Annotated in this window: 20 protein-coding genes, 1 tRNA gene and 1 riboswitch; of the genes, 14 read left to right on the top strand and 7 right to left on the bottom strand. The window is 72.4% G+C overall.

The window, feature by feature from the left end:
- The first annotated feature begins 20 nt into the window (after positions 1 to 20).
- The 5 genes from ABT006_RS03050 (at position 21) to ABT006_RS03030 (ending at position 7,066) form a co-directional block, all read left to right on the top strand.
- A complete protein-coding gene (locus ABT006_RS03050) occupies positions 21 to 1,511 on the top strand; it encodes an FtsW/RodA/SpoVE family cell cycle protein (protein ID WP_466022536.1) in 1,491 nt (496 codons plus the stop codon).
- The gene (locus ABT006_RS03045) at positions 1,508 to 3,013 is read left to right on the top strand and encodes a peptidoglycan D,D-transpeptidase FtsI family protein (RefSeq protein ID WP_350702321.1); all 1,506 of its coding nucleotides are present in this window, start codon (positions 1,508 to 1,510) and stop codon (positions 3,011 to 3,013) included. Before ABT006_RS03050 ends, ABT006_RS03045 begins: the two co-directional genes overlap by 4 nt.
- 1 nt (position 3,014) lies before the next feature.
- A complete protein-coding gene (locus ABT006_RS03040; RefSeq protein ID WP_350702319.1) occupies positions 3,015 to 4,427 on the top strand; it encodes a protein kinase domain-containing protein in 1,413 nt (470 codons plus the stop codon).
- The gene (pknB, locus tag ABT006_RS03035; RefSeq protein ID WP_350702317.1) at positions 4,424 to 6,217 is read left to right on the top strand and encodes a Stk1 family PASTA domain-containing Ser/Thr kinase; all 1,794 of its coding nucleotides are present in this window, start codon (positions 4,424 to 4,426) and stop codon (positions 6,215 to 6,217) included. Before ABT006_RS03040 ends, pknB begins: the two co-directional genes overlap by 4 nt.
- A 153-nt stretch (positions 6,218 to 6,370) precedes the next feature.
- A complete protein-coding gene (locus ABT006_RS03030; RefSeq protein ID WP_350702315.1) occupies positions 6,371 to 7,066 on the top strand; it encodes a SanA/YdcF family protein in 696 nt (231 codons plus the stop codon).
- A gap of 57 nt (positions 7,067 to 7,123) precedes the next feature.
- Here ABT006_RS03030 and ABT006_RS03025 read toward each other — a convergent pair whose 3' ends face one another.
- From ABT006_RS03025 to ABT006_RS03010, 4 genes are read right to left on the bottom strand one after another with little or no spacing between them, the layout of a single operon-like run.
- Positions 7,124 to 7,774, bottom strand: a complete 651-nt coding sequence (locus ABT006_RS03025) for an aminodeoxychorismate/anthranilate synthase component II (RefSeq protein ID WP_350702313.1) — start codon at positions 7,772 to 7,774, stop codon at positions 7,124 to 7,126.
- A gap of 8 nt (positions 7,775 to 7,782) precedes the next feature.
- Positions 7,783 to 8,064, bottom strand: a complete 282-nt coding sequence (locus tag ABT006_RS03020; protein WP_350702311.1) for a hypothetical protein — start codon at positions 8,062 to 8,064, stop codon at positions 7,783 to 7,785.
- A gap of 3 nt (positions 8,065 to 8,067) precedes the next feature.
- Entirely contained in the window at positions 8,068 to 9,978 is a 1,911-nt protein-coding gene (locus ABT006_RS03015; RefSeq protein WP_350702309.1) for a class E sortase, read from the bottom strand.
- Positions 9,975 to 10,781, bottom strand: coding sequence for a DUF881 domain-containing protein (locus tag ABT006_RS03010; RefSeq protein WP_350702308.1), 807 nt, complete (start codon positions 10,779 to 10,781; stop codon positions 9,975 to 9,977). The genes ABT006_RS03015 and ABT006_RS03010 overlap by 4 nt, the downstream gene beginning before the upstream one ends.
- 228 nt (positions 10,782 to 11,009) lie before the next feature.
- Between ABT006_RS03010 and ABT006_RS03005 the strand changes: the two genes are divergently transcribed.
- From ABT006_RS03005 to ABT006_RS02985, 5 genes are all read left to right on the top strand, one after another.
- Complete coding sequence (locus tag ABT006_RS03005; protein ID WP_350702307.1) at positions 11,010 to 11,273, top strand: cell division protein CrgA; 264 nt, start codon at positions 11,010 to 11,012, stop codon at positions 11,271 to 11,273.
- 299 nt (positions 11,274 to 11,572) lie between these two features.
- Positions 11,573 to 13,768, top strand: coding sequence for a (Fe-S)-binding protein (locus ABT006_RS03000; RefSeq protein ID WP_350702305.1), 2,196 nt, complete (start codon positions 11,573 to 11,575; stop codon positions 13,766 to 13,768).
- A gap of 156 nt (positions 13,769 to 13,924) precedes the next feature.
- Positions 13,925 to 15,238 (top strand): hemolysin family protein, encoded by a 1,314-nt coding sequence (locus ABT006_RS02995; protein ID WP_350702712.1) that lies wholly within the window; start codon positions 13,925 to 13,927, stop codon positions 15,236 to 15,238.
- Positions 15,231 to 16,274, top strand: a complete 1,044-nt coding sequence (locus ABT006_RS02990; RefSeq protein ID WP_350702303.1) for a hemolysin family protein — start codon at positions 15,231 to 15,233, stop codon at positions 16,272 to 16,274. Before ABT006_RS02995 ends, ABT006_RS02990 begins: the two co-directional genes overlap by 8 nt.
- Before the next feature lie 131 nt (positions 16,275 to 16,405).
- Complete coding sequence (locus tag ABT006_RS02985) at positions 16,406 to 17,419, top strand: C40 family peptidase (protein WP_350702301.1); 1,014 nt, start codon at positions 16,406 to 16,408, stop codon at positions 17,417 to 17,419.
- 95 nt (positions 17,420 to 17,514) lie between these two features.
- On the opposite strand, the gene ABT006_RS02980 is transcribed toward ABT006_RS02985, so the two are convergent.
- Positions 17,515 to 19,536 carry an N-acetylmuramoyl-L-alanine amidase gene (locus tag ABT006_RS02980; RefSeq protein ID WP_350702299.1) on the bottom strand — a complete coding sequence of 674 codons (2,022 nt, stop codon included), beginning with the start codon at positions 19,534 to 19,536 and terminating at the stop codon, positions 17,515 to 17,517.
- A gap of 240 nt (positions 19,537 to 19,776) precedes the next feature.
- Positions 19,777 to 19,913, top strand: a riboswitch (cyclic di-AMP (ydaO/yuaA leader).
- 12 nt (positions 19,914 to 19,925) lie between these two features.
- On the opposite strand from ABT006_RS02980, the gene ABT006_RS35060 reads away from it, so the two are divergent.
- Positions 19,926 to 20,975 (top strand): C40 family peptidase, encoded by a 1,050-nt coding sequence (locus tag ABT006_RS35060; protein ID WP_502890829.1) that lies wholly within the window; start codon positions 19,926 to 19,928, stop codon positions 20,973 to 20,975.
- 52 nt (positions 20,976 to 21,027) lie between these two features.
- Here the strand turns inward: ABT006_RS35060 and dcd are convergent, their stop codons facing one another.
- Positions 21,028 to 21,606 (bottom strand): dCTP deaminase, encoded by a 579-nt coding sequence (gene dcd / locus ABT006_RS02965; protein WP_350683119.1) that lies wholly within the window; start codon positions 21,604 to 21,606, stop codon positions 21,028 to 21,030.
- 78 nt (positions 21,607 to 21,684) lie between these two features.
- On the opposite strand from dcd, the gene ABT006_RS02960 reads away from it, so the two are divergent.
- Complete coding sequence (locus tag ABT006_RS02960; protein WP_350702297.1) at positions 21,685 to 22,236, top strand: pyridoxamine 5'-phosphate oxidase family protein; 552 nt, start codon at positions 21,685 to 21,687, stop codon at positions 22,234 to 22,236.
- Between the two features lie 119 nt (positions 22,237 to 22,355).
- Here ABT006_RS02960 and ABT006_RS02955 read toward each other — a convergent pair whose 3' ends face one another.
- Entirely contained in the window at positions 22,356 to 23,339 is a 984-nt protein-coding gene (locus tag ABT006_RS02955; RefSeq protein WP_350702295.1) for a zinc metalloprotease, read from the bottom strand.
- A 401-nt stretch (positions 23,340 to 23,740) separates the two neighbouring features.
- Between ABT006_RS02955 and ABT006_RS02950 the strand changes: the two genes are divergently transcribed.
- A tRNA-Gly gene (locus ABT006_RS02950) sits at positions 23,741 to 23,814 on the top strand.
- A 104-nt stretch (positions 23,815 to 23,918) separates the two neighbouring features.
- Positions 23,919 to 24,059 carry a hypothetical protein gene (locus ABT006_RS02945; RefSeq protein ID WP_350702293.1) on the top strand — a complete coding sequence of 47 codons (141 nt, stop codon included), beginning with the start codon at positions 23,919 to 23,921 and terminating at the stop codon, positions 24,057 to 24,059.
- Positions 24,060 to 24,130 lie beyond the last annotated feature (71 nt).

The raw sequence follows: 24,130 nt of genomic DNA, 5'->3' as shown, positions 1-24,130 counted from the left end.
TTCGAATCCGAGGACGATCCGTGACCGCAGCGGCCACCCCGGCACCCTCGCCCGCCACCACGGGCGAGCAGCCCGGCGTGCGCCTGGCCCGGTCCCGGCGTAACGCCGAGCTGTCGCTGCTGCTGCTGGCCATGGTGCTGGTGGCCGCGTACGGGGCGATGGTCGAGGCGAAGGTGCTCGACACCGTCACCGCCGACTTCTGGATGCCGGCCGCCGCGCTCACCGCGGTCTTCCTCGGCCTGCACCTGGTGATCCGGTTCCTGGCGCCCTTCGCCGACCCCGCCCTGCTGCCGGCGGTCGCGCTGCTCAACGGCATCGGGGTGGGCTTCCTGCGCCGGCTCGACCTGGGCAACGCCGCCCCCGCGGAGCGGGCGGACCTGGCCGTCTTCGCTGGCGACGGTGGCCGGCAACTGGCCTGGACGCTTCTCTCGGTGATCCTCGCCGCCGGGCTGCTGGCCATCATGCGCGACCACCGGTCGGTCTCACGCTACGCCTACACCCTGGGGCTGGCCGGCATCGTGCTGGTGATGATCCCGGCGGTGCTGCCCAGCCGGTTCTCCGAGATCAACGGCGCCAAGCTGTGGATCAGGATCGGCACCTACTCCATCCAGCCCGGCGAGTTCGCCAAGCTGGCGCTGCTGGTCTTCTTCGCCTACTACCTGGTGCGCAAGCGCGAGGTGCTCTCGCTGGCCAGCCGCCGGTTCCTCGGCATCGACTTCCCGCGCGGGCGGGACCTCGGCCCGGTGGTCGTGGTCTGGCTGATCAGCCTCCTGGTCCTCGTCTTCGAGAAGGACCTCGGCACGTCGCTGCTCTACTTCGGCATGTTCGTGGTGACGCTCTACATCGCCACCGAACGGGTCAGTTGGCTGCTCATCGGCCTGGTGCTCTTCTTCGGCGGCGCCTACCTGGCGTACGTCCTCGGCGACATCGTCGGCGGGCCGTTCGCCAACTTCTACCTGCGGGCGCAGATCTGGCTGGACCCGTTCGCCGACCCCTACGAGGACGGCTACCAGTTGGTCCAGGGTCTGCTCGCGCTCGGCACCGGCGGCCTGTTCGGCGCCGGCCCGGGCGGCGGCCAGCCCGGCCTGCTGCCCGAGGTGCAGAACGACTTCATCTTCGCCGGCCTCGGCGAGGAGATCGGGCTGTTCGGCCTCTCCGCGCTGCTCGTCGTCTACCTGCTGATCGTCGAGCGGGGGCTGCGGGCGGCGCTGGCGGTCCGCGACTCGTTCGGCAAGCTGCTGGCCGGCGGCCTGGCGTTCACGCTCGGGCTCCAGGTCTTCGTGATCGTCGGCGGGATCAGCAAGCTCATCCCGCTGACCGGCCAGACCACCCCGTTCCTCTCCGCCGGTGGCTCCTCGCTGATGGCCAACTGGCTGCTCATCGCGGTCCTGCTCCGGGTCTCCGACGGGGCTCGCCGCCCCGTCGCCGGCGGGGGCGGCAAGGCGGCCCGACCGTCCGGCGGCCCGCCGGAGCAGCTGCACGGTGCCCCCACGGAGGTGATCAGGCCGTGAACGCACCCCTGCGCCGCGTGGGCGTCGTCGTGATGGTCCTCTTCGGTTTGCTCTTCGCCAACCTGAACTGGATCCAGGCCTACAAGGCCGACGAATACCGCACCAGCGACTACAACGGCCGGGTCCAGGTCGCCGAGTACGAGCGCAAGCGCGGCAACATCGAGGCCGGCGGCACGGCCCTCGCCACCAGCAAGGAGACCACCGGCGAGCTGAAGTACCTGCGCACCTACCCGGGCGGCGCCAAGTACGCGCACGTGCTCGGCTACAAGCCGGTCAACCTCGCCGACACCGGCATCGAGAAGGTCGAGAACGACTTCCTCGCCGGCACCAGCGACCAGCTCTTCATCGACCGGTTCAAGGACATGTTCACCGGCGACAAGACCGGTGGCGGCAACGTGCTGCTCACCCTCTCCAAGCGGGCCCAGGACGTCGCGTACGAGCAGTTGCGCAACAACCGCAACGACGTCCCGAAGGGCGCGGCGATCGCCATCGACCCGCGTACCGGGGCGGTGCAGGCGCTGGTCTCCATGCCCAGCTTCGACCCGAACCCGCTGACCGGTCACAACACCAACGAGGCGACGGCCGCGTACAACGCGCTGGAGCAGAACCCGAACGGCCCGCTGAAGAACCGGGCCATCGGCGAGGTGCTGCCCCCGGGCTCCACCTTCAAGATCGTGGTGGCCGCCGCGGCGCTGGAGAACGGCATCGGGCAGGACACCAGGATCCCGGCCGGTTCCAGCTACACCCCGCCGACCTCGGGCACGCCGATCCGCAACGCGGCGTCGTCGATCTGCCCCGAGGACGAGGTCACCCTGATGAACGCGGTCACCGAGTCGTGCAACACGGGCTTCGCGCAGCTCGGCGTCCGGCTCGGCGCGGACAAGATCAAGGAGAAGGCCCGGCAGTTCGGCTTCGAGCAGGAGGACCTCACGGTCGGCCAGCTCGGGGAGGGCGGCCACCCGGTGGCGGCCAGCCGCACCGGCAGCATGGAGAACGCCGACGGCGGCGACGACCCCGCCGCGCTCGCCCAGTCCTCCATCGGCCAGCGCGACGTCCGGATGACTCCGCTGCAGGGGGCCCTGATCGCCGCCTCGGTCGCGAACGGCGGCAGCCAGATGCGGCCGTACCTGGTCCGCCAGCTCCTCGGCCCGGACCGCACCACCAGCTACTACACCGCCAACCCGCGGGAGCTGCGCCAGCCGGTCAGCGGCCAGGTCGCCGGCGACCTGCGGGAGATGATGGTCAGCGTCGTCGAGAACGGCACCGGCGAGAGCGCGCGGATCAACGGCTACACGGTCGGCGGCAAGACCGGCACCGCCCAGTCCGCGCCGGACCGGCCCGACCACGGCTGGTTCATCGGTTTCGCGCTCGACAAGAACGGGAACCCGGTCTCCGCAGTCTGCGTCATGCTGGAGCAGGCCGGCCCGGGCGGCAGCGCCGAGGCGGCCCGGATCGCCGGGCAGATCATGCGTGCCGCCATCGCGGATCCCGGGGGTCGCTGACATGCTCAGCCCCGGGGTGCAGCTCGGCAACCGCTACCGCCTCGACGAGCGGATCGCCAGCGGTGGCATGGGCGACGTCTGGCGCGGCACCGACCAGGTGCTCGGCCGGACGGTCGCCGTCAAGAGCCTGCTCCCCGCGCTGCTCGACGACCCCGACTTCGCCGAGCGGTTCCGCGGCGAGGCCCGCACCATGGCGACGATCAACCACCCCGGCGTGGTCGACGTCTACGACTTCGGCAACGACCAGCAGATCGCCTTCCTGATCATGGAGTACGTCGAGGGCGACGCGCTGTCGGCCACCCTGGCCCGGGTGGGCCGGCTCACCCCGGCCCGCACGATGGCGCTGGTCGCCCAGGCGGCCGACGCGCTGCACGCGGCGCACGTGAAGGGCATCGTGCACCGGGACGTGAAGCCGGGCAACCTGCTGGTCCGGCCCAACGGCACCCTGGTGCTCACCGACTTCGGAATCGCCCGGTCGGACCTGGTCGCCCAGCTCACCGCGGCCGGCTCGGTGCTCGGCACCGCCTCGTACATCTCCCCCGAGCAGGCCACCGGCGGCGTCGCCACGTCCGCGTCCGACGTCTACGCGCTCGGCGTGGTCGCGTACCAGTGCCTGGCCGGCCGGCGGCCGTTCGAGGGCGACAATCCCCTCGAGATCGCCATGCGGCACGTCCGGGAGGCCCCCCGCCCGCTGCCCGCCGACATCCCGCCGCAGGTCCGGGCCGTGGTGGAGCGGGCCCTGGCGAAGGACCCGGCGGCCCGCTGGCCCAGCGCCGCCGCGCTGGCCGGGGTGGCCCGGCAGCTGAAGGCCCAGCTCTCCCAGCAGGCCCGCGGCGGTGGTCAGCCGATCTCCGCGGCCCCGGCGTCGCCCGCCGCCCCGCCCGGCCGCGCCCAGGTGCCGGCACCGGCGGCGCACCCGCGGGTCGCCCCGCACCGGCCGCCGACCGTCGTCCCGCAGCCGCAGCGCCCGCCCGTGGCGGCACCCCGCCCGGCCGTCGTGCCGCACCGCCCCACGACCGTCGCGCCCGCCGCGTCGGTGCCCCGCCCACCCGTGGCCCCGCCCGGCTACCCGCGCGGCGCGGCACCCGTGCCGCCGGCCCGTCCGATGGCGTACGCGGGGCAGGCCGCCCCTCCGACGCCCCAGCCCGGCGGCCGAGGGTCCCGGCCGGGGATGGTGTTACTCGCCATCCTCCTGGCCGTACTGGTCCTCGTCTGCTCCGGCGTGATTTCCTACAAGCTGCGGGAGCAGTCGCAGAAGTCCGGCGCAGCCGGCGCGGTCACCCCGCAGACGGTGACGTCCGGCGCGCTGCGGCCCGACGGACGCGACGATCCGGCCCGGACGTCGTACCGTCGACAGGAACTGCCCCGGCCGGGCGGCGACGAGACGACGAGCGAAGGACGACAGACGCGATGACAGCGCAGGCCCGCCTGCTCGGTGGCAGGTACCAGGTCGGCGAGCTGCTCGGCTACGGCGGCATGGCCGAGGTGCACCGCGGTCGCGATCTCCGGCTCGGTCGGGACGTCGCGATCAAGATGCTCCGGACCGACCTCGCCCGGGACGCCACCTTCCAGATGCGGTTCCGCCGCGAGGCACAGAACGCGGCGTCCCTCAACCACCCGGCGATCGTGGCCGTCTACGACACCGGCGAGGAGACCGCGCCGACCGGCGAGACGCTGCCGTTCATCGTGATGGAGTTCGTCAACGGGCGGACCCTCAAGGAGGTCCTCGGCGTCGAGGGGCGGCTCCAGCCGCGCCGGGCACTGGAGATCTGCGCCGACATGTGCGCGGCGCTGGAGTTCAGCCACCGGCACGGCATCATCCACCGGGACATCAAGCCCGGCAACGTGATGCTCACCCAGACCGGCCAGGTCAAGGTGATGGACTTCGGCATCGCGCGGGCGCTGGCCAGCGGCGCCACCACGATGACCCAGACCAGCGCGGTGATCGGCACGGCGCAGTACCTGTCGCCCGAGCAGGCGCGCGGCGAGGCGGTCGACGCCCGGTCCGACGTCTACGCCGCCGGCTGCGTGCTCTTCGAGCTGCTCTGCGGCCACCCGCCGTTCGTCGGCGACAGCCCGGTCAGCGTGGCCTACCAGCACGTGCGGGAGGCCCCGCCGACGCCGAGCGACATCAACCCGGACGTCAACCCGGCCGTCGACGCGATCGTGCTCAAGGCGCTGTCGAAGAACCCGCTCAACCGCTACCAGAGCGCCGGCGAGATGCGGGCCGACCTGCTCCGCGCCGCCGCCGGCCGCCCGGTGTTGGCCACCCCCGTGCTGCCCCAGGACGAGACCACGCGGGTCGTCCCGGCCGGTGCCGGCTATCCGGCCGCGCCCGGCGCACCGCAGACCCGGCAGACCCCGGCCCGGGTCGGCGACCCCCGCCGGCGCAGGGCGTCGTCCTGGCTGATCGCGACTTTCGCCGCGGTGGGCGTGCTCGCGGTGATCGCCCTCGTCGCCGCCCTGCTGAACCAGGGCGACGACAAGGTCACCGTTCCCACCGTGACCGGCCTGACGCAGCAGGAGGCGTTCACCCGGATCCAGCAGGCCAACCTGGTGCCCAGGGAGGGCGAGCAGCACTTCGACGCCACCTGCAAGAAGGGCCAGGTGGTCAACCAGTCGCCGGCGGCCAACTCGGCCCTGGAGCCCAACCAGGAGGTCGTCGTCCAGGTCTGCGGCGGCCCGGCCACGAAGGCTATCCCGGCCAATCTGGAGGGCGCCACCTACGAGAACGCGAAGCAGCAACTGGAGGCTGCGGGCTTCGAGGTCAAGAAGGTCGATAAGGACAGCGCTTCCCAGGAGGGCATCGTCCTCGGCGTGTCGCCGGCCGAGGGGACGCGGGTGGCCGAGGGCGCCGAGGTCACCCTGACCGTCTCCAAGGGCAACGTCGGCCGGGTGCCGAACGTGGTCAACTCCACCGAGAAGGAGGCCAAGGAGGAGCTGAAGGCCGCCGGCTACGACGTCGACGTCGAGCAGGGCCGGGAGGTGCCGGCGGCCGAGGCCGGGCGCGTCCTCTCGCAGGACCCACAACCCGGGCGCAACCTCGCGAAGGGCAAGACGGTGACGATCGTGGTCAGCGTGCCGCAGGTCGAGCCGACGCCGTCCGACACGCCGAGCCCCACGCCCAGCAACACGCCCTCTGGCAGTGGCGGCGGCTTCCCGCTGTTCCCGACCACCCCACCGGCTCGGCTCTCCGAGCAGTGACCCCCGGCGGGTGACGCCCCGCCGGGATCCGCCGGCCGGGCGTTTGCGGGCCAGGTCCGCCGGCCGGGCAGGTACCCGCCCGGTACGGGCCGTGCGGCGCACAGAGAGGGCGAACAACGCGGTGGATGCGAGGGTTTCCGCCGGACGTTACTCGTGAGAGGGGCGACGGACCCGGCGGGTCGGGCGAACCGGTGGCGGCGACGCCTGACCCGCGCGGCGGTTCTCGCTCTGGCCGCCCTGCTGCTCGCCAGTCTTCCGTGGCTGTGGACCACGGTCGCCGCCCGCGGCCACGTGTACGACGAGGCCGGGGCGCCGGCCGCCGACGTCGTGATCGTCCTGGGTACCGCGGTGGCGGCGGACCGACGCCAGCCGGGTGAGCGGCTCACCGGCCGCCTGGAAACCGCCGCCGAGCTGGTGCACAGCGGGCGGGCACGGGTGATCCTCGTGTCGGGCGACGGGGGTGGCGCCTCCGGTGACGAGCCGGCGGTGATGACCTCCTACCTGACCGAGCGGCTGGGTGTCGATCCGCGCCACGTCGTGGCCGACCCGTTCGGGTTGGACACCTACGACAGCTGCGCCCGGGCGCGCGACGTGTACGGGATCGAGCGGGCCCTGATCGTGACCCAGTCCTACCACCTGTCCCGGGCGGTCACGCTGTGCCGACACCTCGGCCTCGACGCCGAGGGAGTGACAGCTCGCTGCCCCGGCTGCGGGCCCGCCCTGCTCGTCGGGAAGACGGTCCGGGACTACTTCGCCAGCGGCAAGGCGGCATGGGACGCGGTGCGACACAGGCCGCCCGCGGTCCGCTCACCGGCGGACCCGGCGGTGCGGGACGCGCTGAAGGGCTGACCGCGCCCTTCGCGGGTTCCCGTCGGGGTCGGGCTCGGCGCGGACAGTCCTGCCGGCTCAGCCGGCGGCGAAGGCGGCGCGGCGGCGCGCGTCAACCTCGGCGGCCAGCTCAGGGGCCCGCTCCAGCGCCTCCGGGTGACCGCAGGCGGCGAGCCAGTTCGCCAGCATCAGGTGGCCGCCCTCGGTGAGTACGGACTCGGGGTGGAACTGGACGCCCTCGATCGGCAGCGTCCGGTGGCGCATCGCCATCACCACCCCGGAGCCGGTCCAGCCGGTGACCTCCAGCTCCTCGGGCAGCGTCTCGGGCAGCACCGCGAGCGAGTGGTAGCGGGTGGCGGTGAACGGGTCCGGCAGGCCGGCGAGCACTCCGACGCCCTGGTGGCGGACCTCGGAGGTCTTGCCGTGCAGCAGCTCGGGGGCGCGGGTCACCGTGGCGCCGAACGCCTCGCCGATCGCCTGGTGCCCCAGGCAGACGCCGAAGATCGGCAGCTCGCCCGCGTACCGGCGGATGACGTCGAGGCAGATGCCGGCCCGGTCGGGGCTGCCCGGACCGGGCGACAACAGGACGCCGGCCGCGCCGGCCCTGCCCACCTCGGCGACCTCGATCTCGTCGTTGCGCCGGACCTCGCAGTCCACGCCGAGCTGGCCAAGATACTGCACGAGGTTGAACACGAACGAGTCGTAGTTGTCGATCACCAGGACACGCATCAGGGGGCTCACTCGTCCGGGGAGGGGGGCGGGGTGTTGTTCCGTTCGGTGTCGTACGGCAGGTCGTGCCCGTCGCCGGGCGTTGCCTCCCCGTCGCCGGGCACCACGCCGACGTCGCCGGGTTCGCCGGACTCCTGGGTGACCTGCACGTCGTCGAAGGGCAGCAGGGGCTCGGCCCAGGGGAAGACCACGTACCAGAGCAGGGCCACCATCGCGCTGGCGATCAGCAGGCTGCCGACGAGCTTGCCGGGCAGCCCGAAGGGGAGCTTGCGCCAGATCCAGCCGTACACCGCCTAGCCTCCCAGTTCCGCCGGGCGACCCGCCGACTTCGGCTGGGTACGCGCCAACTCGGCGTGGATGATCAGGCGCTGGTAGTTGTCGAACTTCGGGTTGCACGTGGTCAGGGTGAGCATCGACTTGGTCGGCTTTACCCCCGGCTTGCCCGGCACGGGCGCCACCACCTCGACCTGGGTGGGCCGGACGATCCGGCTCTGGCTCACCTTGTAGACGTACCAGTCGGTCTTGCTCTCCACCACGATGGCGTCGCCGTCGTTCAGCTCGTCCAGTCGCCAGAAGGTGGCGCGGTTGCGGTGCCCGGCGACGGAGAAGTTGCCCACCTGGCCCGGCAGGGCGCTGGACGGGTAGTGGCCGGGCGCGTACCGGATGTCCTTCTGGGTCACGCCCTCGACCACGACCCAGTTCTTGTCCAGCTTGGGGATGTAGAGCCCCGCCATCGGCTTGCCCTGCACGGGCGGATTCGGCTTGGTGGACGTGCTGGCCGACGGCGCCACGGTCGGGTCGCCCTCCGGCCCCCACGCCTGCGCCAACTGCTGGCTGAGGTCGGTCTGGTGGGCGTCGACGATCGCCGACTTGCCCCACACCTCGTAGCCGGCGAAGAGCAGCACCACCATGCCGAAGGTGATCAGCACCTCGCCGGTGATCCGGATGCCGGCGCGCAGCCGGGAGCCCAGCGACGGCCGGGTCAGCTCCGAGTAGACGCTCTTGTAGCCCTCGCCGGTCTGCTCCGGCCGGAGCTGGACGACCCGTTCGCCCCGGCGTGGCCGGGGCTGCTCGGCGCTGGCGTCGGGGAGGTCGGGTTCGTCCGTCTTCGGGGGGCGCGGCACGGCCCCCATCAGGGCGGTCGACTCGAACAAGGCTGCCGAGCCAGCCGGCGTACGCCCGGAGACGGCCGGGATCACGGCGGTGGCGCCGGGGTCGGCCGAGCGGTCGGGGGCGGTCGGCGAAGCCGGGGTGGACGGCCCCCCGACAGGCGCGCCGCTCTTCGGGAGGAAGGCGGTCGGCCCGTCGGTGGCCGGCCGGTCGCCCTGGGCGGCGGCGCGGTCCACGGGCGGACGGAGCGGCCGTTCGCCGCCCTGCCCGGACGCCCGGGTGGCGTCCGGCTGCCCGACGGGGCCGGCCGGCGGCGCCGGGTGCGGCGGGGCGGCCGGCCGGAGTTGGCCGGCGCCCGACCACGGTGGTGGGGCGGGGGCGCCACGGCCGGCGGCGCCGGTGGGCGGGCCGAAGTCCAGGGGACGGGCCGGCGAGTCGACGTCTGAGCGGCCGGTGGGTGGGCCGAAGTCGCCGAGACCGGGTCGGCCGTGGTCGGGGGGCCCGGGGCGGCCGAAGCCGGCAGGGCTGTCGCCGGCGGGACCGGGGCGGCCGTGGTCGGTGGGGCCAGGGCGGCCGAATTCGGCGGGGCCAGGGCGGCCGAAGTAGGTGGGACCGAAGTCCACGGGGCCGGGGCGGCCGAAGCCGGCGGGGCCGTGGTCGGCGGGGCCGGGGCGACCGGGCCCGGGGCGGTCCGGGTCGGCGGGCCGGGCCGGGTTGACGGTGGTGCGGGCCTGGTCGGCGCCGGGGACGAACCGGCCGGGGTTCGCGGGACGACCGGGCTCCTGCGCGGGGCCGCCCGGGCGCGCCGGGTCGCCGGGCCGGGCGGAATCGGCGGGGCGGGCGGGCCCGCCGAAACGGGCGGGGTCGGACGCGGCGCGCGCCCATTCGGCGGGTGGGCCGCCGGCCGGGCGGCCGTCGCCGACCGACGGGCCGGGACCGCCCGGGCGCGACGCCGGGGAGCGGGGCGGCAGTGCCGGCTCCGGCCAGGCTCCGGCCGGGGCGGGACGATTGACCTTGGGCAGGAACTCCGTCGGGCCGTCACCGTGGTCGCGGTGCCGGCCGTCGGGCTCCTCCGGCCAGTCGTCGCGGGTCACCGTGGCACCGCCGCCGACCGGAGCGTTGTCGAATCCTCGAACGCCGGCACGGCGACGGTGGAGACGGTCTCCTTGTAGCCGAGCTTGTAGTCGTCGACCAGGTCCCTGAACAACCGGACTCCCTCGGAGTCGGCGAGGGCCCGCTGAAGGGCGGCGGGATCGCCGATTGCTACGATCTTGAATGGAGGGGAGTACACCCGGCCGTGCAGCAGCAGGGTGTTACCGACGCAGCGTACCGCGCTGGTCGACAGCACGCGGACGTTCATGATGGACATGGCCTCGGCGCCACCCGCCCAGAGAGCGTTCACCACGGCCTGCACGTCCCCCTGGTGGACGACCAGGTCGTCGTTGGTGGCCCCGGCGGGCAGGGTCCCGTCGTTGCGGCGGGGCGCGTCGTTGAGTTCCACCGTCACCCCGGGGCCGCTGAGCGCGGTGAATCCGGCGGCCTCCCGGCTGGCGGCCGCCCGGTCCTGCTGCTCCTTGATGGGGCCGTCCGAGCTGGCCAACGCCGTGGTGCGGTCCTCGACCTCCCCGCGCAGCGCGGCGGCGCGTTGCTCGCCGGCCGCCACCTCCGCGCGGCGGTCCTCGATGAGCTGGTTGAGCTGGGGGCGCCGGTCCTCGCGTAGGGCGGTGCCGCCGGCGGTGGTCGCCGTGGTGGTGAAGAGCAGCCCGGCCGCGGCGGCGATCAGCGGCACCCCGATCGACCAGCCCGGTCGGCGCTGCCGCGGTCGCCGTGGCAGGAGGCCGGCGACCACCCGCCGGAGCACCTTCTGCCAGGATGCCGCGCCGGATGTGTACTCCACCGAGCGTTCCTTCCCCGTCGTCTGGTTCAGCCCGCGAGGTGGCGGGCCGGTGCGGCGACCCGAACAGTCCCGCCTTTTTCGGTCACTCCGAGCACCGGCCTGACCCCATTCGTGGCTTGGACGGGTCTTCGGGACTACGCTAGCTGTCGAACATTATTGGCCATGGACCGTCGCCCCCGCGCCCGGTTGTCAGGCCGGACGAGGTCGTCACCCCCTCTGGAGAGCGTCGTGCCCAAGTCTCAGGTCCGCAAGAAGAAGGTGTACACCCCGCCGACGGACGTCCGCCCGACGGCGACGGCGGCGACGCGCAAGCCTAGCCCGGTGTGGCTGCCGATCTCGGCGGTCAGCCTCATCGTCTTCGGCATCGGCTGGCTGGTGGTCTACTACCTCTCCGAGCAGGAGTACCCGGTCATGTCGTGGGGTTACTGGAACCTCGCGGTGGGCTTCGGCGCGATGGTCGCCTCCCTGATCCTGCTCTCCCGCTGGCGCTGAGCGGCCTCGTCGGGGCCGCCCGGGCGGGGCCGCGGGTGAGCGTGTCACTCGGCGGAGACCCTGCCCGGCGGTTTCGGGTCGGGCCACCTATGGTGTGCGCAGGGCGGCGCGGCCGGAGTGCGAGATGACTCACGTTACCGATGGGTAACCTTGCGCGTAGGCTGCATTGCATGACCGAGCGGAGCGAGGTCATCGACCGGTCCGGTCGAGGGTGCGGTGGCGGCGGCTCGCCGACCGCCCCCTGATCCGGCCCCGGTCGCCGAGCCGCTCGACAGGCAGCAGACCGGGAGGCCAACTCGATGGGCAGCGTCCAGATCGTCACCACGATCCTCGCGTTCGCCATCACCGCCGTGGCGGTGTGGCTTGCGGTACGCGCGGTCATGAAGATGGTGGCCGTCATCCGGCTGGGTCAGCCGGACCCGACCCGGTTCGGCGACAAGGGCACCCGCACGAAGACCATGCTGGCGGAGACCGCCGGCCACACCCGCATGCTCCGCTGGAGCGTGGTGGGCGCGGCGCACTGGTTCGTGATGGTCGGCTTCATCGTGCTGTCGCTGCTGGTGCTGGAGGCGTACTTCGAGGTCGTCTCCCCGACCGGCGGGCTGCCCCTGGTGGGCGGCTGGGCGCTCTACGGTGCGGTGACCGAGCTGATCGGCATCCTGGGCATCGTCAGCATCCTGGTGCTGATCGGGATCCGGGTCCGCAACCGGCCGACCCGGCCGGGCGGTCGCTCCCGGTTCACCGGCTCCACCATGTGGCAGGGGTACTTCGTCGAGGCCGTGGTCCTCGCGGTGCTGATCATGGGCTTCGTCATCCGGGGCTTCAAGGTCGCCACCGACCACTTCGAGTACCCGGTCTGGGCCGCCCCGCTCAGCCACGCGGTGGGCGCGGTGCTGCCGAACTGGGACGCGGGCGTCAGCATCGCCGCCCTGGTCAAGATCGCCATCTCGATGACCTGGCTCATCGTGATCGCGCTCAACGTCACCATGGGCGTGGCCTGGCACCGCTTCCTCGCCTTCTTCAACATCTTCTTCAAGCGCGACCCGGGCCGCGCCGGCTCCGGACTCGGCGCGCTGCGCCCCATGACGAGCCAGGGCAAGCCGCTCGACTTCGAGGAGGCCGACCCGGAGAAGGACCAGTTCGGCGTCGCCCAGGTCGAGCAGTTCAGCTGGAAGGGCCTGCTGGACTTCAGCACCTGCACCGAGTGTGGCCGCTGCCAGTCGCAGTGCCCCGCCTGGAACACGGGCAAGCCGCTGTCGCCGAAGTTGCTGGTGCTGAGCCTGCGCGACCACGCGTACGCCAAGGCGCCGTACCTGCTGGCCGGCGGCGGCAAGGACCTGACCGGCGAGGAGAAGGCCACCGCCGCGCAGCTCGCCCACGTCGACGTGCTCGCCCTGGCCGAGGGCGACAAACCGCTGATCGGCACGGCCGAGGAAGGCGGCGTCATCGACCCGGACGTGCTCTGGTCCTGCACCACCTGCGGTGCCTGCGTCGAGCAGTGCCCGGTCGACATCGAGCACGTCGACCACATCGTCGACATGCGCCGCTACCAGGTGCTCATCGAGTCGAGCTTCCCGTCGGAGGCCGGCGTGATGCTGCGCAACCTGGAGAACAAGGGCAACCCGTGGGGTGCCCCGCCGAACACCCGCGAGGACTGGACCAAGGGCCTGGACTTCGAGGTGCCGCGGGTCGGCGAGGTCGACGACTTCGAGTACCTCTTCTGGGTCGGCTGCGCCGGCGCGTTCGAGGACCGGGCCAAGAAGACCACCCGGGCGGTCGCCACGCTGCTCAACGAGGCGGGCGTCAAGTTCGCGATCCTCGGCGAGGGCGAGACCTGCTCCGGCGACCCGGCCCGCCGGATCGGCAACGAGTTCGTCTTCCAGATGCTCGCCCAGCAGAACGTCGAGACCCTCAACGAGGCGTTCGAGGGCCGGGAGAAGAGCAAGCGCAAGATCGTCGCTACCTGCCCGCACTGCTTCAACACCCTGGGCAACGAGTACGGCCAGCTCGGCGGCGAGTTCGAGGTGGTCCACCACACCCAGCTCCTGGCGCACCTGGTCGCCACCGGCAAGCTCACCCCGGTGCAGCCGGTCGACGGCGGCGTGACCTACCACGACCCCTGCTACCTGGGCCGGCACAACCGGGTGTTCGCCCCGCCGCGCGAGGTGCTGGGAACCGCCATCGCCGGCGAGCTCACCGAGATGCCGCGCAACAGCGAGCGCTCCTTCTGCTGCGGCGCCGGCGGCGCCCGGATGTGGATGGAGGAGAAGATCGGCAAGCGGATCAACGTGGACCGGGTCGAGGAGGCCATGTCCACCGGGGCGCGGACGGTCGCCGTCGGCTGCCCGTTCTGCTCGACGATGCTCAACGACGGGGTGAACGGCAAGGGCGCCGGCGAGCAGGTCGAGGTCGTCGACGTGGCCAGTGTGCTGCTCCGCTCGGTGAAGCCCGAGCAGGCGCCGGGCGACAGGGAGACCGCGCCGGTCGCCGGCTGACGCGTACCCCCTGAAACGCCCGTCGGCGGCGGCACCTCGCGGTGCCGCCGCCGACGTCGTTCAGGAGACGGCGGCGATCTCGGCCAGCCGGCGCTCGACGTGCGAGAATCGCGCCGAGGTGAGACGAGCATCGATGGCCTGCTGCTGACCACGCTGCTGCCCCTGGTCGGGTTCGTGCTGCTGACCGGCGGCAACGCGTTCTTCGTCGCGGCCGAATTCGCCCTGGTCACCGTGGACCGGCCCGAGATCGAGCGCCGCGCGACCTCGGGCGAGGGCCGGGCCGCGACCGTACGCCGGGCGCTGCGGGAGCTCTCCTTCCAGCTTTCCGGGGCGCAGCTCGGCATCACCCTCACCGCCCTGCTCACCGGCTACCTGGCCGAGCCGGCGCTGGCCCGGCTGTTCACCCCGCTGCTGCGGCCGGTCGCCGGGGACGCCGCCGGCCGGTTCACCCCGCTCCTCGCCCTGGCCCTGGCCACCCTGCTCTCCATGCTCTTCGGCGAGCTGGTCCCGAAGAACCTCGCGCTGGCCCGGCCGATGCCCACCGCGCTGGCCACCGCCGGCCCGATGCGTGCGTTCTCCCGCACCTTCGGCTGGCTGATCAGGGCGCTCAACGACTCGGCGAACCGCCTGGTCCGCGTGCTGGGGGTGGAGCCGCAGGAGGAGCTGGCCAGCGCCCGCTCGCCGGAGGAACTGGGCCTGCTGGCTGCCATCTCGGCACGGGCCGGCGCGCTGCCGCCGGACACCGCGATGCTGCTGCGCCGGACCATCCGCTTCGGCGACAAGCGGGCCGCCGAGGCGATGACCCCGCGGGTGGACGTCGTCGCGCTGCGCGCCACCGCCACGGTGGCCGAGCTGCTGGCGCTGTCCCGGCAGACCGGGCGCACCCGCTTCCCGGTGTACGAGGAGACCCTCGACCTCGTGACCGGCGTCGCCGGGGTGCCCGACGCGCTGGGTGTGCCGCCGGCCAGGCGGGGCTCGACCACGGTCGGGTCGGTGGCCCGCGAGCCGGTGTACGTCCCGGAGAGCCTGGACCTCGACGGGGTGCTCGCCGCGCTCCGGGTGGCCGGCGCCGACCTCGCCATCGTCGTCGACGAGTACGGCGGCACCGACGGGGTGGTCACCACCGAGGACCTGGTGGAGGAACTCGTCGGGGAGATCGCCGACGAGTTCGACCCGGACGCGGTGGACGACGCCGGCCCGGTCGAGCTGACCGTGCCGGGTGGGGAGCGGACCGTCCTCGTCGACGGGGTGCTGCGCTCCGACGAGCTGGCCGAGCAGACCGGTTTCCGGCTCTCCGAGGGGCCGTACGAGACGCTCGCCGGTTTCCTGATGGCCCGGCTGGGGCACATCCCGGTGGCCGGCGAGACGGTCGAGGAGTCCGGCTACGAGTTCACCGTCGTCGAGGTCGAACGGCACCGGATCGAGCAGGTCCGGGTGGTTCGCCCCGAGGAGCCGGGCGACGATGCCTGAGCTGCTGGTCACGATGGCGCTGCTGCTCGGCAACGCGTTCTTCGTGGGCAGTGAGTTCGCGCTGATCGCGTCCCGGCGCACGGTGGTCGAGCCGTTGGCGGCCACCTCGAAGCGGGCCCGCTGGGCGCTGTCGGCGATGAACCAGATCCCGCTGATGATCGCCGGGGCGCAGCTCGGCATCACCGTCTGCTCGCTGGGGCTGGGCGCGATCGCCGAGCCGGCCCTGGCGCACCTGTTGGAGCCGGCCTTCCACGCCGCCGGGCTGCCCGACCGGGCGGTCCACCCGGTGGCCTTCGTGCTCGCCCTCGGCGTGGTGGTCTTCCTGCACACGGTGGTCGGCGAGATGGTGCCGAAGAACATCACGCTGGCCGGGCCGGAGCCGTCGGCGCTCTGGCTGGGGCCGGCGATGCTGGCGTTCTGCCTGGCCACCAAGCCGCTGCTGCTGGCGATGAAGTGGGCGGCCCGCCGGGTGCTGGGGCTGTGGCGGATCGAGGCCACCGAGGCGGTGAAGACGGTCTTCACGGCGGAGGAGCTGGCCGGACTGGTGGCGCAGGCGCGTACGGAGGGGCTGCTCGACGCCCAGGAGCACGCCCGGATCACCGGCGCGCTGGCCCTGCACAGCCGGACCGCCGCCGACGCCCTGCAACCCTGGTCGACGGTGACCACCGTCGCCGAGGACGTCTCGCCCGCCTCGCTGGAGGTGCTGGCCACCCGGACGGGTCGGTCCCGCTTCCCGGTGGTGCAGCGGTCCACCCGCCGGGTGCTCGGCTTCGTGCACGTCAAGGATGTCCTCGGGTACGCCGGGTTGAGCCGGCGCGCCCCGGTGCCGGCGGAGGTCTACCGGCCGTTGGCGGTGGTGCCGCCGGACCGTACGCTCGCCGACCTGCTGCTGTCGATGCGCCGCGAGCGGCGGCACATGGTGCTGGTCAGCGACGGCCGCCGCCCGCTCGGCGTGGTGACGTTGGACGACGTACTGACCGCCATCGTCGGCCACCGGGCCGACACCCTTGGTACGCAAGCGGTCGCGCAGGCGTGATGTGGACGATGGTCGCCTTGATTCCGCTCCGCGCCTTCCCTAGTGTTGGGCACCGGCCGCTGTGTGGGTCGTCTGTCTCGCCCCTCTTTCCTCGCGCGAGGCGCCCGGCGGTCGGGTTGCAAAAGGAGTCGGTGCCGGTGGCAACCATGCCCCCTCATCGTCACGCACCGGGACGGTCTGCTCGTCCGGGTGGCCTGCGCCGGGCCGCCCACCGTCTGCTCACCCTTGTCGCCGCCGCGGTCGTCGGCGTCGGTGTGCTCGCCGCGCCCGCGTACGCCGAGCCCTCGGTCGACGAAATCGAGGCCGCGATCGACAAGAAGTGGGAGCAGCTCGAGCCCACCATCGAGCAGTACAACAAGGTGCGGGCGCAGCTGAAGGTCAACCGCAAGAAGTCGGCGGACCTGCAGAAGAAGATCCAGCCGTTGGCGCTGGAGACCGAGCTGGCGATGGACCGGGTCGGTGACCTCGCCGCCCGTTACTACATCTCCGGGCCGTCGCAGGAGATCGGCGCGCTGCTGGTCAGCGCCAAGCCGGACACGCTCACCGAGCAGCTGACCCTCCTGGACCGGCTGGCCGCTCAGGAGCGCAAGCAGCTCGAGGGCGTCACCAAGGTCCGCGACAAGTTCGACGCGGAGAAGCAGAAGCTCGACGCGCTGATCGTGGCGCAGACCAAGCAGCAGAACGACCTGGCGGCGAAGAAGAAGCAGATCGACGCCGACATCAAGAAGCTAGAGGCGTCGCTGCCGGTGACCACGGTCAAGACGGAGAAGTGCCCGACCATCAACGGCGTGGTCAGCGAGGCGGCCCGGACCGCCATCAAGACCGCCTGCGCCCAGGTCGGCGACCCGTACGTCTGGGGCGCCACCGGCCCCAACTCGTTCGACTGCTCGGGCCTGACCCAGTACGCCTACAAGGCGGCGGGCATCCACCTGACGCACTTCACCGGCGCGCAGTGGAACGAGGGCAAGGCCATCCCGCGCTCCGAGGCGCGCCCGGGTGACCTGGTGTTCTTCTTCAGCGACCTGCACCACGTCGGCCTCTACCTCGGCAACGACAAGATGGTGCACGCGCCCCGGGCCGGCAAGCCGGTCAACGTCTCCAGCATCAACACGATGCCGGTGGCCGGGTTCCGCAGGCCCGGCTGATCCCGCCCCACGCACGGAAGGGGCCCCCGGTCGAGTAGACCGGGGGCCCTCGTCGTGCTCGGGAACGGCCTGCGCCGGTCCGGGCGAGCGGTGGGTCAGCGGGGCGCCCCCAGCGCGGAGGGCAGCACGTTCACGTCGTCCAGGTTGACGTACATGACCCGGTGGCCGAACTGGATCTGCACGTACCGGTTCTCGCCGCGGATCACCGTCCAGTCACCCGGCGACGACCCGTCGAACGTGACGGCCCGGTAGTACTCGCCGGGGAGCACCGTGCCGACGGCGTACCGCTGGCCGGCCGAGAGGGTGTACTGGAGCGGGGAGATCGGCTGGTACGGCACGCCGGCCGGGTAGGCGGCCTGCTCCGGGTACGCCCGGCCGTAGACCGGGATGGTGGCCCTGCCGTCCTTCGGGGTCACCACGAAGCCCACGGACCACTTCGCGGTCGGCTTCGAGGCGGGGTTGTGGAACCACGCCTTCTGGCCGAGGTACCAGATCGCGGTCCAGTCCCCCTGCACCTCGGCCAGGGCGTACGTCTGCCCGGCGGAGGCCCGGGCGCCGTGGTCGGAGATGTACATGGTGTTCGGGGTGCCGTCGGGCCGCAGCGCGATGTCGTTGACCAGTGGCGCGTCGTGGCTCGGCGCGCTGTGCAGGATCACCGCGGACGAGCCGCGCAGCGGGCAGGGAGCCACCGGCGGGGGCGGGTTCGGCACGCCGGGCGGCTGCCGGTTGCAGCCGGTGAACTGCGGCTGGTTGGTGGCGAAGTCCGGGTCGATGGTGACCAGCCCCGTGTGCGGCGTGCCGGTCGACGTGAACGGCGCCTTGAGCAGGTCGAAGTAGTGCGACCAGTCCCAGTACGGGCCCGGGTCCCAGTGCATGCCGCGCACGGTCGAGGCGACGGTGCCGGGGACGTTGTCGTGACCGATGATGTGCTGCCGGTCCAACGGGATGTTGTACCGCAGCGCCAGGTGGCGGACCAGCTTGGCGGAGGTGCGGTACATCGCCTCGGTGTACCAGGTGCCGTGCCCCGCGAAGCCCTCGTGCTCCAGGCCGATGGACTTGGCGTTCACGTACCAGTTGCCGGCGTGCCAGCCGACGTTCTTGGTCTTGATGTGCTGGGCGATGTGGCCGTCCACCGAGCGCAGGGTGTAGTGCCAGCCCACCCGCCTCGGGTCCTTGACCAGGTTGACGCTGGGCCCGAAGTAGCCCTCGGTGTCGTGGATGACGATGTACTCGATCTTCTGCTGGGTCGGCCGGTCGGCGAGGTCGTGGTTGCCGTAGTCACCCACGGTCGGGCCGTACTGCGCGTAGGGCGCCGGGATCCACTCGCAGGAGATCGTGTCGGGGCACTCCAGCCCGTCGGGCCGGGCGACCTTGCGCAGGCCCAGCCGGTCCAGCCAGGAGCGTTCCGGCTGCACCGCGCGGGCGGCGAGGGTGACCTGCTGCCCGTCGTCGGTCAGCCGGCTGTCGCCGGCGGCGATGGTGGCGTACACCTCGTTGGCGAAGGCCGCCGCGGCGTCGGCGCTGTCCGCGCCGGAGTAGCGGGCCACCGCGCCGTACCAGGCCGCCGGGTCCGTGTCGGCGCCGACCGGGGCGCCGATCTCCTTCTGGTACGCGGCCAGCAGCGCCGCGCCACCCCGGATGTTGGCCGTGACGTCCGTGCGCAGCGCCTCCTCGCTGGCTCCGGTCAGCCCGGCGGCGGCGTCGAGCGTCCGCAGCGAGGCTTCGGCGGGGGGCTGGGCGGCCGGCGGCTCGTGCGCCCCGGCCAGGGACAGGCGGGAGTCGTCGCCCCGCGGGTCCTCGGTGCCCTCGTCGTGGTGGGTGCCCCCGGGCAGTGCGGCGACGTACTCGGCGTCGGTGAGGTGCATCGGTCCGAAGCCGCCGCTGGTGCTCGGCGTTCCGGCGTTGGTGTCCCAGCGGGACTGCAGGTAGGAGACTCCGAGCAGGACGCTCTCCGGCACGCCGTACTCCGCGGCCGCGGCGGCGTACTGCTGCTGCCGGTCGGTCGTCGGCGCGGCGGCGGCGGTTCCGGCGGCGGTGAGCGGCGTCGCCGCCAGGGCGGCCGCCACGGCGGCGGCCAGCAGGACGCGTCTGCTCCTCGATGTCGCTGACAGGTGCATCAGACCCCCAGGTCGGACGGGCGAATGTGGGGCCACCTTCGCCCCGGGCGCCACCTCCGGTCAATACCTTTCCATGCGTCACTTACTGAAGAAGGAAAATTTCGTCGACCGGAGTTGCGCGCTCCCACCGGTCCGTACGAATACGGTGTGTCACGGTGCGATGGGTTGCGGATCGATAACGACCGTCTCTACTCTGGTCATTCGTCGGCCGGCGACAGTCCGCCCATCCGGGGCGGTAACGGTCCGACACCGCCGAGTCGCTCCCGAGCGAGCCGGGGACCCAGGTACCCCGGGGTGAATCCGCAGCACCTGCGGTAGGGCGTCCCCTTCCCGCCCGAACCCGTCAGCTAACCCGGTAGGCGGTACGGGAAGAAGGAGTACGGAGCCCGGTGGCACACCATGCCCCGCGGCCACCGTCGCCACGGTCGGCACCCGCCGGCCCGACGACGGCTGCGCCGCGCCCACGCTGGTACCGCTGCACCACCGCCCTCGCCGCCCTGGCCGCGTTCGCCGTCGTCCTGACCGGCGGCGCCACGGCGGCCCACGCCGAACCGACGGTCGCCGAGATCGAGCGCCAGATCGACGAGGACTGGAACAAACTCGAACCGATCATCGAACGGCACAACGCCACCCGCCAGGACCTGGCCGCCAAACGCAGGCAGGCCGACGCCCTCGCCAAGCAGATCAAGCCCTTGGAACGGCAGGTCGAGCAGGCGATGGAGGAGGTCAGCGCGCTGGCCGTCCGCGCCTACAAGGGCGAGAACGTCTCCGCCGTCAACGCCCTGCTGGGCAGCCGCTCGCCCGACCAGATGGTCGGCCAACTCGAACTGCTCGACCGGTTCGCCCAGCACCAGCAGCAGGACGTGCGGCAGGTCGCCGAGCTGCGCGACCGGCTGGCCGAGAAGAAGGCCCCGCTCGACGAGATGGTCGTCCAGCTCGGCCGGACGGAGGCCCAGCTCGCCGCGAAGAAGAAGCAGATCAACGCCGAGATCGACCGGCTGCAGAAGCTGCGGCTGCGGATCTACGGCAGCGGCGGCGGCGGTTCGCTGCGCCCCGCCCCCTGCCCGGCCAGCTACCCGGGTGGCGGGGCCGGCACTGCGGTCAAGTTCGCCTGCGCCCAGATCGGCAAGCCCTACGTCTGGGGCGCCGAGGGCCCGAACGCGTACGACTGCTCGGGCCTGATGCTCGCCGCCTGGGCGAAGGCCGGGGTTTCGCTGCCGCACAACGCCGCGCAGCAGCGCCGCGTCACCGCGACCGTCACCCGGGGGCGAGCTGCGCCCGGGAGACCTGGTCTTCTACTACAGCGACCTGCACCACGTCGGCATGTACGTCGGCGGGGGCTGGGTGGTGCACGCCTCCCGAGCCGGGGTGCCGGTGAAGATGAAGAAGGTCGACGACGGCCCGATCCACAGTTACGGCCGCCCCGGCTGAGTGGGTGAGGAACGGGCCCTTCCTGGCGCGGAAGGGCCCGTCCTCACGGCGACTGTCGGGTCAGCGGGTCGGCCAGGTGCGCCAGTGCTGCCAGGAGCGGCTCGGGGTCGGGCCGCGCTGCCCCTGGTAGCGCGAGCCGTAGACGGCCGAGCCGTACGGGTGCTCGGCCGGCGACGAGAGCCGGAAGATGCAGAGCTGACCGATTTTCATGCCCGGCCAGAGGGTGATGGGCAGGTTGGCCACGTTGGACAGCTCCAGCGTCACGTGGCCGGAGAAGCCCGGGTCGATGAAGCCCGCGGTGGAGTGGGTGAGCAGGCCGAGCCGTCCCAGGCTCGACTTGCCCTCCAGCCGCCCGGCGAGCTGGTCGCCGAGGGAGATCACCTCCAGCGTCGAGGCGAGCACGAACTCGCCCGGGTGCAGCACGAACGGCTCGCCCTCGGGCACCTCGACCATCGACGTCAGGTCGTCCTGCTGCATCGCCGGGTCGATGTGGGTGTAGAGATGGTTGTTGAAGACGCGGAAGAGCTTGTCCAGGCGGACGTCGATGCTGGACGGTTGCACCAGCGTGGGCTCGAACGGCTCCAGCGCGAGCGTGCCCGCCTTGATCTCGGAGACCAGGTCGCGGTCGGAGAGCAGCATCGCACCACCTTAGCGAGCGATGTGCGTGACCTGCGTGTCGGACTACCTGTTCGTACACGTGTTCGATAGAATGTCGGCATGGCTTCCTGGTCCGAATTCGCCGCCGACGAGCCCCGCCTCGCCGACGGGATCCGCTCCCTCATGCAGCAGTACGGGCCGGGCTTCGGCTACCTGGCCACCGTCCGCGCCGACGGCGGGCCCCGGGTCCATCCCGTCTCTCCGGTGATCACCGACGAGGGGCTCTTCTGCTTCGTGGTCGACTCGCCGAAGCGGCGCGACCTGGAACGCGACGGCCGCTACGCCCTGCACTCCTTCCCGCCGGAGGAGAGTGACGACGAGGCCTACGTCGCCGGCCACGCCCGGCCGGTCACCGACCCGGCCCGGGTCGCCCGGCTGGCCCGCAGCCACCGGGCCGCGCCGCAGGTCGACTGGCGGCTGTTCGAGTTCACCGTCGACGTGGCGATGCTCGCCCGTCGGGAGCCGGGCGTCGCAGGCGGCGCCGGCGAGGGGCACGGCCGGCCCGCCGTCCAGGTCTGGCTCGACCCCGGCGCGACCGCCGCCGGCACCGCCGCGGTTCCCGAGGCGCGGTCGGGGAGCGGCGACAGCCTCGCCGCCCGCCCGGCCGCCTGAGACGCGGTGCGGCGCCCCGGGCCGTCCCCGTCCGGGGCGCCGCACCGCCCCCCACCCCGCCCCGAAGACGACGGTGCCGGCCCCGTCGAGCGGAGCCGGCACCGGTCGTGCGGGGGGAACTATGCCGCGCGGTACGCGTTCCAGGCGGTCAGCATGCGGCTGGCCTGCCCGGCGGTGAACTGGTACATGCAGGAGTCGTAGGTGTAGTCCATGAAGTTGGTGATCGGGTCGACGCCCGGGGCGGTGCAGGTGTCCCGGCCGGTCGGGCACTGGAACGCCGGGGATGCCTCGGGCGCGGTGTCGCTGACGCTGTCACCCGAGCCGGAGCAGCCGCCCTGGAAGGTGTGGTAGAGGTTCAGCCAGTGGCCGACCTCGTGGGTGCCGGTGTCGCCCTGGTTGTAGTTGGTGGCCGTGCCGCCCGGCAGCGACTCGCTCAGCACGACGACGCCGTCCATGCTGCTCAGCTTCCGGGTCGGGAAGGTCGCCCAGCCGAGCAGGTCGTTGCTCAGCTCGCCCAGGTAGACGTTGAGGGTGTTCTTGCCACCCTCGCGCAGCGAGGTCTTCATCTGCCGCTCGGCCGAGGAGCCCTGCACGATCGGGTACCACGAGGGGTTCGTCACCCGGTTGATCTTCTGGAGCTGGAAGCTGAACGCGGTGGCCGCGCCGCCGGTCGCCCCGCTGTATGACTGGTTCAGCACGTTGATCTGCGAGGCGATCATCGAGTCCGGGATGTTGCCGCCGGCCCGGGTGCCGTCCCGCTGGATCACGTGCACCACGACGGGGACGGTGACGGTGGCCGTGACGGAGGCGCCGGCGCCGGTGCGGAACCGGGCGCGCTCGCGCAGGGCGGCGGCCAGGTCGGCCTCGCGCTCGCGGGTCTCCGCCAGGGTCAGCTCGTTCGGCTCGTGCTTGGCCGCGCCGCCCGCCTTGATGCGGGAGTCCGAGTGGACGTCGGCCGGCTCGACGCAGACCTCGCTCGGGGCGGCGGAGAAGGCCGACGCGGCCGGTACGACGCCCACGGCGGCGGTGCTGAGCAGCAGCGCGAGGGTCGTCGACGCGACGCCGGCCGTACGCCGGGTCAGCAGGTTGGGACGGAGTCCCATGGGCCCACCTCTTTCTGGCCGGCGCGACAGGGGGTATGTCACGCAGTGGCTGAGAACGTTGGGCAGACGTTACAACCGATCGACGAATTTGAGAACGGCCATGTATTGCAGGGATGAAACTTTTTCCTGGCCGGCGCCGGCTCGTGATCGACAATTGGCGATGAAACGGTGATTCTCGGTAGCGACTCGCGCCGCCCGACGGCGCGTTGGCGTCGATCTTCGGGTACCGGTCCGCCGGTGGGTGCCGGCCACGGCACAGAACAGATCATGGCCGCCGTGGCGGGGCCAGCTCCCGGGCGGTGGCCGCGAGTCATCCGGGGGCCCGCCGCGCGACACGGTGCGGCATCGGAGGGGGTGCCTGGGTGCACCGGCGTGACGTCTCAGGTACAGTGGTGCCGCCTGCGGGTGTAGTTCAATGGCAGAACATCAGCTTCCCAAGCTGACAGTGCGGGTTCGATTCCCGTCACCCGCTCCAACTCGAAGGCCCTGGCCAGGACGTGAGTCCCGGTCGGGGCCTTCGATGTTCCAAGGTCAAGGATCATGCGGCGTGCCACTGGCCCCGGTCGGAGGGGGGGCGGCTTGCCTGCGAAGCTGACCCGGGACGAGGCGATCCACCTCGTTGACCGGATCATGCGGCTCGACTACGCAGACGACGCCGAGTTGAACGACTGGCTGACCAGCTCGAACGCGACCTGGGCTATCCGGACATCTCGGATCTGATCTTCACGGTTACGCCGGATTTGACGCCGGCCGAGGTTGTCGATCGAGCCAGCGCCTATCAGCCGGTCGCG

The organism is Micromonospora sp. NPDC002717 (genome assembly GCF_040295705.1).
GTDB lineage: Bacteria > Actinomycetota > Actinomycetes > Mycobacteriales > Micromonosporaceae > Micromonospora.
This window is presented reverse-complemented; position numbering and strand designations above follow the sequence as displayed.